17 protein-coding genes and 1 pseudogene are annotated in these 13,124 nt (G+C 30.6%); 17 read left to right on the forward strand and 1 reads right to left on the reverse strand.

Features of this window, described 5'->3' with window-relative positions:
• The 15 genes from KPL44_RS05160 to KPL44_RS05230 all read left to right on the forward strand — a co-directional run bounded on the left by KPL44_RS05160 (position 1) and on the right by KPL44_RS05230 (position 11,296).
• Positions 1–726: a DUF881 domain-containing protein gene (locus tag KPL44_RS05160; protein ID WP_216247822.1), complete on the forward strand. Its 726-nt coding sequence runs from the start codon at positions 1–3 to the stop codon at positions 724–726.
• Positions 727–736: 10 nt separating this feature from the next.
• Complete coding sequence (locus KPL44_RS05165) at positions 737–1,078, forward strand: small basic family protein (RefSeq protein ID WP_071613405.1); 342 nt, start codon at positions 737–739, stop codon at positions 1,076–1,078.
• A 9-nt stretch (positions 1,079–1,087) separates the two neighbouring features.
• Positions 1,088–1,798: a DUF881 domain-containing protein gene (locus tag KPL44_RS05170; protein ID WP_216247823.1), complete on the forward strand. Its 711-nt coding sequence runs from the start codon at positions 1,088–1,090 to the stop codon at positions 1,796–1,798.
• A 115-nt stretch (positions 1,799–1,913) separates the two neighbouring features.
• The gene (locus tag KPL44_RS05175; protein WP_216247824.1) at positions 1,914–2,588 is read left to right on the forward strand and encodes a YggS family pyridoxal phosphate-dependent enzyme; all 675 of its coding nucleotides are present in this window, start codon (positions 1,914–1,916) and stop codon (positions 2,586–2,588) included.
• Positions 2,589–2,631: 43 nt separating this feature from the next.
• Positions 2,632–3,036 carry a cell division protein SepF gene (locus tag KPL44_RS05180; RefSeq protein ID WP_407934994.1) on the forward strand — a complete coding sequence of 135 codons (405 nt, stop codon included), beginning with the start codon at positions 2,632–2,634 and terminating at the stop codon, positions 3,034–3,036.
• Between the two features lie 78 nt (positions 3,037–3,114).
• A complete protein-coding gene (locus KPL44_RS05185; protein ID WP_253201619.1) occupies positions 3,115–3,384 on the forward strand; it encodes a YggT family protein in 270 nt (89 codons plus the stop codon).
• A gap of 12 nt (positions 3,385–3,396) precedes the next feature.
• Complete coding sequence (locus KPL44_RS05190; protein WP_216247826.1) at positions 3,397–4,170, forward strand: YlmH family RNA-binding protein; 774 nt, start codon at positions 3,397–3,399, stop codon at positions 4,168–4,170.
• Between the two features lie 16 nt (positions 4,171–4,186).
• Complete coding sequence (locus tag KPL44_RS05195; protein WP_216247827.1) at positions 4,187–4,801, forward strand: DivIVA domain-containing protein; 615 nt, start codon at positions 4,187–4,189, stop codon at positions 4,799–4,801.
• A gap of 117 nt (positions 4,802–4,918) precedes the next feature.
• Positions 4,919–5,611 (forward strand): 5'-methylthioadenosine/adenosylhomocysteine nucleosidase, encoded by a 693-nt coding sequence (locus KPL44_RS05200; protein ID WP_216247828.1) that lies wholly within the window; start codon positions 4,919–4,921, stop codon positions 5,609–5,611.
• 142 nt (positions 5,612–5,753) lie between these two features.
• Entirely contained in the window at positions 5,754–6,347 is a 594-nt protein-coding gene (locus KPL44_RS05205) for a TraR/DksA C4-type zinc finger protein (protein WP_216247829.1), read from the forward strand.
• A 106-nt stretch (positions 6,348–6,453) separates the two neighbouring features.
• On the forward strand, positions 6,454–6,900 hold the full coding sequence (lspA, locus tag KPL44_RS05210; RefSeq protein WP_216247830.1) for a signal peptidase II: 447 nt from the start codon (positions 6,454–6,456) through the stop codon (positions 6,898–6,900).
• Positions 6,901–7,812: an RluA family pseudouridine synthase gene (locus KPL44_RS05215; RefSeq protein ID WP_216247831.1), complete on the forward strand. Its 912-nt coding sequence runs from the start codon at positions 6,901–6,903 to the stop codon at positions 7,810–7,812. It begins immediately after the preceding gene.
• A gap of 218 nt (positions 7,813–8,030) precedes the next feature.
• Entirely contained in the window at positions 8,031–8,567 is a 537-nt protein-coding gene (gene pyrR / locus KPL44_RS05220) for a bifunctional pyr operon transcriptional regulator/uracil phosphoribosyltransferase PyrR (RefSeq protein WP_071613395.1), read from the forward strand.
• Positions 8,568–8,650: 83 nt separating this feature from the next.
• A complete protein-coding gene (gene uraA / locus KPL44_RS05225; protein ID WP_216247832.1) occupies positions 8,651–9,934 on the forward strand; it encodes a uracil permease in 1,284 nt (427 codons plus the stop codon).
• A 222-nt stretch (positions 9,935–10,156) separates the two neighbouring features.
• Complete coding sequence (locus tag KPL44_RS05230; protein WP_216247833.1) at positions 10,157–11,296, forward strand: THUMP domain-containing class I SAM-dependent RNA methyltransferase; 1,140 nt, start codon at positions 10,157–10,159, stop codon at positions 11,294–11,296.
• Positions 11,297–11,743: 447 nt separating this feature from the next.
• Here the strand turns inward: KPL44_RS05230 and KPL44_RS05235 are convergent, their stop codons facing one another.
• On the reverse strand, positions 11,744–12,157 hold the full coding sequence (locus KPL44_RS05235) for an Lrp/AsnC family transcriptional regulator (protein WP_216247834.1): 414 nt from the start codon (positions 12,155–12,157) through the stop codon (positions 11,744–11,746).
• Between the two features lie 127 nt (positions 12,158–12,284).
• Between KPL44_RS05235 and tnpA the strand changes: the two genes are divergently transcribed.
• Together tnpA and KPL44_RS05245 are read left to right on the forward strand one after the other, a co-directional pair.
• Positions 12,285–12,686 (forward strand): IS200/IS605 family transposase, encoded by a 402-nt coding sequence (gene tnpA / locus KPL44_RS05240; RefSeq protein ID WP_216247835.1) that lies wholly within the window; start codon positions 12,285–12,287, stop codon positions 12,684–12,686.
• Positions 12,687–12,693: 7 nt separating this feature from the next.
• Positions 12,694–13,124: pseudogene (locus tag KPL44_RS05245) on the forward strand (RNA-guided endonuclease TnpB family protein); the annotation flags it as partial.

Genomic DNA, 13,124 nt, shown 5'->3' on the forward strand with positions numbered 1-13,124 from the left:
ATGAAGAAGTTTATATCTCAAATATCCATTGGTATTATATGTGTATTATTAGGATTTATGATAACTTATCAATTTAAAATGATAAGCAAACAAAATTCAGCATCAACATCAGATACAAATAAAAATACACCTGAAATTATAACTGAAAATGAACAATTAAAAAAGAGTAAGGTAGAGATGCAGAAAAAAATTGATGATTTAGATACTAAAACAAAAGAATATGAAACTGCTGCAGGGGGGAAAGACACAGAAAGTGAATTGTTAAATAAAGAATTAGTTGAGACGAGAATACTCACTGGAGATACCGATGTAAAAGGTGAAGGTATGACAATTTATATAACTCCTAAAAGTAGTATTTTTGGAAGTAATTCTGATGATCAAAAAATAAATGATACAGATTTAGTTCATATAGTAAATGAATTAAATGCTGCAGATGCAGAAGCAATTTCTATCAATGATATTAGACTAACTTCTCGTAGTGGTATAAGAAATGCTGGAAATGCGATTATTATAAATGATGAAAGAATTTCTTATAGTAAAAGAATAACTATTAAAGCAATTGGTAAAAGTGACATATTGGAAAGTGCCATTAGTTTCCCAGGAGCAATTCCACAAACCCTTAGCCAGACTTGTGATATAACAATGGAAAAATCAAATAAAGTTGTAATTACTAAATCAAATAGAGCATATAAGTTCGAGTTTGCGAAACCAATAGAAAAGAAGTAGAGGTGATTAAATGGTTGCTTTTGTAGGATTACTTATAGGTGTAATATTAGGAATTGTATGGAATGTTAATATTCCAGTTAAATTTTCTCCATATATTTCAGTAGCAATTTTTGCGTGTTTAGATTCTGTTTTTGGTGCATTAAGAGGTTCAATGTCTCATAATTTCCGTGCGGATATTTTTGTGTCAGGTTTTTTTGGGAATGCTGCGCTAGCTGTAGCAATGGTTTATTTAGGTGATAAATTAGGAATTCCAATTTATTTGGCCGCTATTATTGTATTCGGAGGTCGGATATTTGATAACTTTGCAATTATTAGACGACTTTTAATTGACAAAGCTAAATCCCACTCATGAGGTGATTAAATGAAAAATAATGAAGCTACCATATTTGTTTTTATTGCTTCAATAATCATAGGAATTCTTATATCAATGAATATTGGATTTAAAGGGAAAAGCAATTTTTTAGATGTAAAACAGTATGATCAAGCCTATAATGAGAGAACTAAATTATATTCAGAACTAAACAGTTTAAAAGAGCAATACCATAGTACCAGTGTAAAGCTTAAAAAGTATGATACTGGTGATGAAAAAACACTTCAGGTTTCAAAAGAAATTAAAAAAGAAGTTATTAATAATAATTTAATAATTGGAAATAGTGATGTTTATGGCCAGGGGGTTAAAATTAAACTAGAGGATGGCGCCGATAGTTTTGATAAGAATGTTACTATGAGTCAATTAATTCATGATTCTGATATTGTTCAAGTAATAAATGATCTTAGAAATGCAGGGGCCGAGGCAATATCAGTAAATGGAATAAGAGTTATTTATGATAATTGGGGGTTATGTGCCGGTTCTAATATTGATTTAAATGGTGTCAAGATAGTAACTCCATTTTATATTAGTGCTATTGGAAACAAGGATATAATGTATAATTATTTAACTTTAGAGCAAACTCATACATCATTCCTCCAAAGTAGTGATGTTAAAATTAATATTGCTAAGTCAGATAATATAAAGATATTAGCATATAATGGTGAGTTTATTTATAAGTACATGAGTTTAGTGAATAAATAATATTAAATATACGAATCTTAAAGGATTTTCCTGTTTAATGAAGAATTAATACAGAAATGGGATAGGGTAATTAATAATTGTTTTGAGCCCTAAAAAACTAAGGAGGGACGGATAGTTGTCAGTTGGTGAGGTTTATAATAAAATAAAGAATGAAATTCCAGAAAACGTAACACTAATATGCGTTTCTAAGACTAGGCAAATTAGTGAAATAAAAGAGGCTTATGAATCTGGAGCTAGAGACTTTGGAGAGAACAAAGTTCAAGAATTTCTTGAAAAATACGATAACATAGAGAAAGATAGTAGATGGCACTTTATAGGACATTTGCAGACAAATAAGGTGAAATATATAGTTGGAAAAGTTCATCTTATACATTCTTTAGACAGCATACATTTACTCAAAGAAATTGAAAAGCGTTATGGGGCAAAGAATGAAATAGCAAATGTTTTAATTCAAATAAATATTGGAAACGAAATCGCGAAGACGGGCGTTGCTCTTGAGGAAATGAATGATCTAATAAAGGCCTGCGAAGAATGTAATAATGTAAAAGTCAAAGGGCTTATGGCTACAATTCCAATTGGTGACGATGAAAGCTCTAGAAAATATTTTGCGAAGATGAAGGCTATTTTTGATAATCTAAAGACTTATAAATACAAAAATGTTTCAATGGAGTTTTTATCTTTAGGAATGAGCAAAGATTTCCCTATTGCTTTAGAACAGGGAGCTAATATGATAAGACTTGGTGAGAAAATATTTGGAAAAAGAGATTATAAAAAACTGGAGGTAATATAAAATGGCAAGTAAAGTGATTAATAAAGTTATGGGCTTTTTGGGTATGGCAGAGGAAGAAGAGGATGAGGTTCAAGAAATAGATAATGAAGATGAAAATGTGGATATTGAATCATTGATGAGTGCAAATAAGAAACAGAGTAAAGTAGTAAATATTCATACATCAACATCTACAAAGGTAGTAATCATAAAACCAGATGATTTTGATGAAGCAACAGTGATTAGTGACAACTTAAAGGCTAGAAAGATAATTGTGATAAATACAACTGCGCTAGAACCAAAAACTGGTCAAAGATTATTAGATTTTGTCGGTGGAGTATGTTACGCTTTAGGCGGGGATCTTCAGCAGGTAGAAAAAGGAGTATATATAATTTCTCCATCCAATGTAGAGGTTAATAATGAATTGAAAAACGAACTAAGTTCAAAGGGAATCTTTAACTGGAATAAGTAAAAATATGTATCAAAGAAATTTTTAGGACACAATAAAATATTGTTGTCTATATTTAGAAAATTCAGGAGGTTATAAAATTTGTATTTGTATAATGTAATTAATATGTTTTTTAAGGTGTTAGAGTATGCAATTCTTATTGAAGTAGTTTTGTCTTGGGTTTATGCTGGGCGCTCAAATCAGTACACTGAAATTTTACATAAAATAACTAATCCTTTGCTAGAACCTGGTAGAAAGATTCAAAATAGATATTTTGGTAATATGATGATAGATTTTTCTCCAATAATAGCGCTTGGTATTATAATGATCTTAAAGCAAATTGTGTATGCTTTATTTACACTTTTTTTATAAGGTTAAACACAGATGGATAAAAAACATTTTTTAAATAATATAAATTGTGAAGATAAAAATTTAATTTCTAACATATTTAATAAAATACAAATAGCTGAAAAGACAAATCAAATCATATTTACTAATGATTTTTTACCTCCAGCTATATGGCATCAAATTCTTGCTATAAGTGAAGATTATGAAATAAAACCATTTACAAATGGAATATTTAAAGATGCAGATAGGAGAATGTTATCATTTTCGACCGGTGAGGCTCCTATAGAGTATCCTATAGTTTTACTTAAAATAAAAAATAAATCTAAATTTGCGAAGGTTGATCATAAAGATTATTTAGGTGCAATAATGTCATTAGGCATTAAAAGAGAAAAATTGGGTGATTTAATAATTCAAGATTCTGTATGTTATGCACCGGTTTGCAGTGATATTAGTAATTTTATAATTAATAATTTAAATAAAATAAAGAATTGTCCTTGCGATGTCACTGAGTATGATTATGCATCACAGGATCTTCCAGAAAGAAAATTTGAGGAAAAAGTTATTATAACTACGTCATTTAGATTAGATGGTTTAGTTTCAGCTGTATGTAATATTTCTAGAAATAGTTCAGTTGAACTAATATCTTCAGGCAAAATATTAGTTAATTATTTTAATTGTTTAAAGAAGGATAAAGTTATTGAAAATAATGATACATTAACAATTAGAGGATATGGAAAATTTAAGGTGGCAGATGTTGTAGGAAATACGCAAAAGGGTCGCTTGAAAGTTGTAATAAAGAAGTACATATAGGCATAGGGGGGAAAGAATGAGAATAACATCTATGGATATTAACAATAAAGAATTTAAGAAGGTCATAAGAGGATACAACTCAGAAGAGGTTGATGATTTTTTAGAAACAGTATCTGATGAATATGAAATGGCATATAAAGAAAATTCTACACTTAAAGAGAAGATAAGTTTTTTAGAAGAGAAGTTAGATCATCATGTTAAGATAGAAGCAACAATTCAAAATACTTTAGTGTTAGCTCAAAATGCAGCAGAACAAGCAAGGGTGTCTGCTCAAAAGGAAGCTGAATTGATTATTAGAAATGCAAACGACACTTCCCAAAGGATGCTAAATAAGGCTCATGATGATGTACTCAAGGTAAATGATGAATATGAAAAAGTTAAGCAGGAATTTGCAAAATTTAGGACTAAATTCAGAAGTTTCATGAATTGTCAGCTTGAAATGTTTGAAGGTCTGGAAAATGATTACCTTAAAAATTATAACATAGGAAATGTTACTCATGATGATAGAGTAGATGATGAAGCTGCTATTGATTCTGAATGTTCTAATTTAACACTCAAAAATATTGAGGAAAAAGATTTTCATGAAAACGGTGAGATGGAACAAATAAAAAGTTTTTTTGCTAAAGGGTAAAAACATAAAAAATCTCACTCATTGGGTGAGATTTTTTATGTAACAAATATGAAATCTATAAATTGGGATAAAATAGCTATCTTTTTAGTTATTTATAAAATAAGGAGGAATATAAAAATGAATATAGGTATTATTGGAGCAATGCAGGAAGAGGTTCAATTTTTAATTAGGGATATGGAGTTTAAGCGGAAAGAAGTGAAGGCTAAAATGGAATTTAGTCTTGGAAGTTTACATAATAAAAATGTTGTTGTAGTAACTAGTGGTATAGGCAAAGTTAATGCAGCAATTTGTGCTCAGATATTAATTGATGATTTTAATGTTGATTACATTATAAATGTTGGTATTGCAGGTGGAACGGTGGATAACATATATCCAGGAGATATTGTGATTGCAAATAATTTAGTACAACATGATATAGATACAACTATATTTGGTGATAAGATAGGACAAATTCCAAGGTTAGATACTTTTGAGTTTAAATGTGATGTTTCTCTAATCAAATTTGCAGAGGAATCATGTAAAAATATAAAAGGGCATAATCATTTTACCGGAAGAATCGTGTCAGGTGACCAATTTATAGCAAATATTGATAAGATAAAGTGGTTAAATTCAGAATTTGAATGTTTGGCATGTGAAATGGAAGGGGCAAGCATTGCTCAGGTATGTTATTTAAATGAGACCCCATTTATTGTTATTAGATCTATATCAGACAATGCAAGCAACGGGGCTCAAATGGAATATGAAAAATTTAAAGATATTGCAGTTGAAAATTCTACAAATATTTTAAATAATATGTTGAAACTAATTTAGAAATCAATCCTTGATAAGTGTTAAAAAATATAAATATTATTAAATAAGTGTAATAAAATTCTTCCCATGAGAAAACATAATCATATAGAAGTTTTAGTTTTTTTAATATTACTACTATATTAAAACTAGAGGAGTTGTTATCATGGAAAAGAATAAAATACAATATTTTAAAAAAAAATTGATAAATGAACAGTCGCGGGTACTTGATCTTATTAAATTAATGAGACAAAATGGAGTTATAGATTCTAATAGTGAAATGGCAACTGAATTGTCGTTTTATGACAATCATCCATCTGATGTTGCCACTGAATTGTTTGATAAGGAAAAGGGACTTGCGTTAAAAGGAAATGAGATATCTGTATTAAATAAAATTGAAGATGCTTTAAAGAGCATTGATGACCATACTTATGGAAAATGCAAAAGTTGTGGAGCTGATATTGATTCAGAAAGATTAGAATTCATACCATATGCTACTAATTGTGTGTCATGTGAAAAATCTAGTGGCAATAAAAAACCAGCAGAGCAAAACAATAGATGTGTTGAGGAAGATATACTAGGATCATTTTTTAAATACAGCAATAAAGGTGATATAGGTGTTGATGAAGAAGATACTTATCAAGATGTAGAACGGTTTAATAACAAATTAGATGATATAATCGAATTTGATGAGGATGGTTATGTTGAACCTATAGAGAAAATAAGTAATCAACAATATAAAAATCAGCTACCAGATTAACAGTATATCTAATTAGAAAAATTAAAAGAGTATATATTGCTTATAATTTTAAAATAATAAATTTGGAGCAATATATACTTTCTTTTGTATTAATAGGGGGAAGGGTATGGAAGTTTTAATTATTTTTTTAGGCCTAATATTGGATAGATTAACTAAAGTTTGGGCACTCACTGCTTTGAAAGATAATAATGGAGTTATATTAATTAAAGATTTCTTTAAATTGGAATATTTAGAGAATAGGGGAGCCGCTTTTGGAATACTTCAGAACAAATTAATATTGCTTGCATTAGTTACATTACTTGTTATATTGGGCATGATATATTATATTATTAAGTATAAGCCAAAATCAAAATTTCTTAGAATAAGTTTTGCGCTCATTATAAGTGGAGCACTTGGAAATTTATATGATAGACTGTTTTATAAGTATGTAGTAGATTTTATTTTAATTCATTATAAAGAGGTTTACTCTTTTCCAACATTTAACGTAGCAGATATGTTAGTTGTTGTGGGAACATTGGTTTTGGCAATTTCAATAGTAAAGGAAGAGGTATAGATGGAAAATTATGATTTTAAAGTTGAAGAAAACTCTGTTGGTATGAGGCTTGATGTATTTATTGCTAATGAATTTGAGGATAAATCAAGGTCATACATTCAAGGAATAATTGAAAAGGAAAATGCTACTGTGAATGGAAAATGTCGAAAAAGTAATTTTAAATTGAAATTAAATGACACAATTGATTTATCTATTCCAGATCCTGTTGAGTTAAACGTAAAAGCAGAAGATATACCTTTGGACATTATATATGAAGATAGTGACGTAATTGTGATTAACAAACCTCAAGATATGGTGGTTCACCCGGCACCAGGAAATTATTCGGGTACATTGGTTAATGCACTCTTAAATCATTGTACAGACCTATCAGGTATAAATGGTGTCCTTAGACCAGGCATAGTACATAGAATCGATAAGGACACATCTGGGGCCTTAGTAGTAGCTAAAAATGATAATGCACATAACTCTCTTGCAGCGCAGCTTAAGGATCATTCAATGACAAGAAGTTATTTAGCACTTGTAGAAGGTCTTATTAAAGATGATGAAGGTATGGTTGATGCGCCTATCGGAAGACATTCAAAAGATAGGATAAAAATGGCGATAGTTGAGAGTGGTAAAAAAGCAGTAACTCATTATAAAGTAATTGAAAGATTTGAGGGTTATACATTAGTAGAATGTAATTTAGAAACAGGGCGAACTCATCAAATAAGGGTACATATGGCAAAGATAGGACATCCTTTAGTTGGTGACTTGATATATGGGTTCAAAAAGCAGAAGTTTAATTTAAAAGGGCAGGTTCTGCATGCAAAAAGGCTTGGATTTATACATCCAACTACTAATAAATACATGGAATTTGATTCACCGATCCCAACTTATTTTGAAAAGTTAATAACTAAGTTAAGAAATAGTTGAAATAGTATATGACATGTGATATTATATTGGAAGTGCAATATCACATATTATGTGTATTGTTTTTTTAATATAATACCTATCCCTTTAAATGTTCCAGAGAGAGCATAAGGATAAAGATAGTAATACTATTATGCAAGTATAGTATGCCTTTACCTTTTGGTAGAGGCTTTTTTTTATATTAATTCCGTATAAATATATATTTGATAGGAGGCGAAATTATGGAATTTAAGTCAGTGTTATTAGATGAAAAAGCTATAAATCGAACATTAACAAGAGTTGCACATGAGATTACTGAAAAAAATAAGGGTACAGAAAACATTATACTAGTTGGAATAAAGAGACGTGGAGTACCAATTGCGCAAAGAATTGCTTTTTTAATAGAACAGTTCGAGGGAGTTAAAGTTCCAGTAAGTTCTGTTGACATTACATTATATAGAGATGATCTTACAACTTTGGATGACCAGCCAGTATTAAATAATGTAAATTTGGGCATAGATGTAAGAGGTAAGAAAGTAATTTTAGTAGACGATGTACTTTATACTGGAAGGACTGCTAGAGCTGCAATAGATGCCATAATAGATAATGGTAGACCTCAAATGATACAATTAGCTGTTTTAGTAGATAGAGGACATAGGGAACTACCTATAAGAGCAGATTATGTAGGTAAAAATATACCTACTTCGAGTAAAGAGATGATCTCTGTTGAACTTTTAGAAACTGATGAAAATGATTCAGTGAGTATATACGAACTGTAGCTTCACAGGAGATGACTACAACTTTACGAAAGATGACTGATCTTTTAATATAGTCCAGCGAGACTAAAAGGAGGAACTAACTAATGAAAGATTTTATAGATGTTGATGAGAAATTACCAATTTTAAAGACTCTACCATTAAGTTTCCAGCACTTATTTGCTATGGTGGGGGCAACTATACTTGTACCGATGCTTACAGGTCTTAGTCCCTCAATTGCGCTATTTTGTAGTGGTGTGGGAACGCTACTATATATATTATGTACAAAAGCTAGGCTTCCGGCATATGTAGGTTCATCATTTGCGTTTATAGGACCTATGAGTGTTGCTACAAAGGCATATGGACAAAGTTCAATGCTATCTGGAATTATTGCTGCAGGGTTTGTATATGTAATTGTAGCTCTAATTATTAAACTTATTGGTATTAAATGGTTAGATAGAATGTTACCGCCAGTTGTTGTAGCTTCTGTTGTAATTGTAATAGGCCTAAGCCTCGCAAGTGGTGCAATAAATTGGTCAGGTTTAAATTCAACATTTACAGATCCTGGGCTTAAGGGCGTAGCTAGAGCCACATGGATATTTATATCAATGACAACTTTAGGCGTAGCAATAGTGGGTACTATGTATTTCAAGGGCTTTTTCGGGGTAGTCCCCATTTTAATTGCAATGGTAGTTGGATATATATTGTCAATATTATTGGGAGTAATTCCTCATGAAGTTTTAAAGGAAATATCAACAGCCAAATTTATTAGATTGCCAAGTTTTGTTTTGCCGACATTTAACATAAATGCTATTATGCTTATGGCTCCAATAGCTTTCGTAACACTTGCTGAACATATTGGACATGTGTATGTTACAAGTAATGTTTGCGGTCGAGATTTCACAAAAGATCCAGGACTTCATAGATCAATACTTGGAGATGGTATTGCTACAATGTTTGCAGGTTTTGTTGGGGGCCCTCCTAATACGACTTACGGGGAGAACATAGGAGTTATGGCAATCACAAAGGTTTATAGTGTTTGGGTAATTGGTGGAGCTGCAATTATTGCAATTGTATTATCATTTATAGGACCTGTGTCAGTAGTTATAGGTAATATCCCATTACCTGTAATTGGTGGAGTAAGTGTAATGTTATTTGGAATAATTGCATCATCTGGTTTTAGAATCTTTGTTGAGGATAAAGTTGATTTTAGTAAAAAGAGAAACCTTATTATCTCTTCAGTGATAATAGTTTTAGGAGTAGGCGGAGGTGGCATTAATTTTCATCTAGCGGGTGCACAAGTACAAATCGCAGGGGTTGCACTTGCAACTTTAGTGGGTATAGTATTAAATTTAGTTTTACCTCAAACAAGCAAGTCAGGGGAGAATTAAGGAGTGATTAATTAAGAAAATCATAATATGTAGTGTCAGACTAGTTCTGGCACTTTTGTTTTTCAAAAGGATGGCTATTTTAAAAATTATAGACAAGAATAGCAAATAGAGATATTATTATATGAGTGATACAAGTAAAAAGGGACATTCAAATAAATAAAAAGTTAGTATACTATTTATTTAGATATTCCTAAGGAAAAGAAGAAATGGGAGAGATAATATATGACATATACGTTAATAGCCACTACAACCTTCGGGTTAGAAGCAGTTACAGCTAAAGAACTAAAGGCACTAGGGTACGAGGATTTAATAGTTGAAAATGGAAGAGTCATGTTTGAAGGCGATGAAATGGATATTGCTATATGCAATATTTGGTTAAGAACTGCAGAAAGACTTTTTATAAAAATGGCTGAATTTAATGCATTGTCTTTTGAGGAATTATTTCAAGGTACAAAAGCTGTTGAATGGGGTAATTTAATACCAGAAGATGGGAAAATGCATATTGTAGGTAAATCTGTAAAATCACAACTACATAGTGTTCCAGATTGTCAGAGTATAGTAAAAAAGGCAGTAGTAGAATCTATGAAGAAAAAATATGACAAAGAATGGTTTACAGAAGAGGGACCGGTCTATAAGATCGAGGTTTCAGTTTTAAGAGATGTTGTAACTTTATCAATAGATACTTCAGGTGTGGGATTACATAAGAGAGGGTATAGAGAATATGCTGGTGAGGCACCACTCAAGGAGACACTAGCTGCTGCCCTAGTTTTAATAAGTAAATGGGATAGTACTAGAGTGCTCGCTGATCCACTTTGTGGTTCGGGAACCATCGCAATAGAAGCAGCACTTATAGCGAAAAACATGGCACCAGGGGTAAATAGAGAATTTGTATCTGAGACATGGCCAAGTATGGATAAGGACATTTGGGAGCAAGTTCGTGAAGGTGCAAAACGAACTATAAATCCTAATCCAGTTGAAATACTAGCGTCAGATATAGATGGAAGATTAATTAAGACGGCAATAGATAATGCGGAAAAAGCTGGTGTTAAAGAATTTATAAAATTTCAGAAAATACCAATGCAAGAGTTTGCCTCAAGGCAAAAGTATGGAGTTATAATAACAAATCCACCATATGGAGAAAGATTGGGTGAGGTTGAGGAAGTAAAGAGTCTTCATATTGATCTTGGTGTTATGTATTCAAGCTTAAATGAATGGTCTTGCTTTGTTATAACAGCTAATCGTGATTTTCAAAAAGATTTTGGAAAGAAAGCAGATAAAAATAGAAAATTATATAATGGAAGATTGTTATGTTACTATTACCAATATATAAAAGAAATACCTAGGAAAAAGAAGGAAGAATAAAAGGGCATCAGTAATAAAATTCTCCTACGTGAATTGCAATATGAACTCTAAACGTGAAATTTAATTAACAAATTCTAATCTTTTGCAAATATAAAATTCTCTGCCGCTCACACTCGACGTCCTGTCTCGGGTTCGCTAACCTGACTTCCTGTCAGGTTCACGAGAATTTTATATTAGCAAAAGAAGAATTTCTAAATTGAATTTCAATGTTTTTTCGCTTCTTATTGCAAGTTACTTTGGAGAAAGTTCATACTTGTATGCATGTCCCTTCGGGCAGAAAGGGATAAAGATCCGATTCCATTGCTTAAAGGGTTTTGTGAATTTTCAATAAGGATAAGGCAAGGGATATATGTATAATACATCCCTTGTCTTATCTTTTGTTTTATATTTTGGTGAATGAATTAGAAAGGTAATTATATATCTTGATAAAAATAAGTCGCAATGTTTCTATTTTATATTTTGTATTGATAAATTTAATTTATAATTTCCATATTTTAAAATTTCATCTAGGAAGTCTATAATTTCAGCTTGAGTAGAGGCTGTTAATTTTAGAATGTAGCAGCCATCTCCGCTTATTCTGTGAGCCTCGGTTACTAATGAATTATTATTTATGTATTTTTTAAATGATAAATGGTCAGTTGTTTTCATAAAAACAGTTATAAAAGCAGTTAGATTTTTACCGAGTATTTCAGAATTGATATTTACAGTATAACCTTTAATAACGTCTGATTTTTCCATTTTGCTTATTCTGTTTTTAACTGCTTGTCCAGTTAAATGAACTTCTTCACCAATTTCTTGCCACTGCATTCGTGAATTTTTTGTAAGAAGACTTAAAATTTGAGTATCTGTTTGGTCAAGCATAATTACAATATATTGTGCGGAAAGCCCACGCCTTTAGGTGTGGGATGGATAGCAAATGCATAAATGTTTATCTGATATATATGTATAAAAGAGTTTAAACATACACATAATAGGATATAATGATATTATGGAAAATAAATATAGAACAACTAAAACAACAGTTTCTTTAATTAAGTATCATTTTATATTTTGCCCAAGATATAGAAGAAAAATATTTTTAATACCTAATGTAGAAGAAAGATTTAAGTGTTTGGTCAAAGATGTATGTAAGGAAATAGAAATTGAAATTATTGCAATAGAATGTGATAAGGATCATACACATATGTTTTTAAATTGTCTTCCCAAATTAGGACCGTCGGATATTATGCAAAAAATAAAAGGTGCAACAAGTAAAATTTTGAGAGCAGAATTTCAAGAATTAAATAAAATGCCTAGTCTATGGACCAGAAGTTATTTTGTATCCACGGCTGGTAACGTAAGTAGTGAAACAGTAAAAAATTATGTAGATAATCAAAAGACAAGATATTAAGAAGGGGGTGAATGCTGCGTCAAATTATATTTTAACTTTAAAATTAAACACAGAAAGATATCAAGAAGACATATTAAATAAAAGATTAGAAATAAGTAGAAGCATTTATAATAGTTGTTTAGGTGAATTGTTTAAAAGGTACAATCATATGAGAGAATCGAAAGATTATGAGAAAGTAATAAATATGGTTAAAGGGAAAGAGCGGAATAAAAAATTTAATGAATTAAACAAGAGATATAATTTGACAGAGTATTCTCTCCACAAATATGTCAAAACTATACAGAAATATTTTAAAGATAATGTAGATAGTTTTACTGCTCAAAAGATAGCTTCTAGGTGTTTTAGTGCTTTTCAAAAATTAATGCTCCATCAATCAAATAGAGTTTATTTTAAAAAGTATGGTGAAATGAATAGTGTTGAGGGAAAATCCAATAAAAC

Origin of the sequence: Clostridium sp. DSM 17811, assembly GCF_018861905.1 — a bacterium.
Lineage (GTDB): Bacteria > Bacillota > Clostridia > Clostridiales > Clostridiaceae > Clostridium_AD > Clostridium_AD frigoriphilum.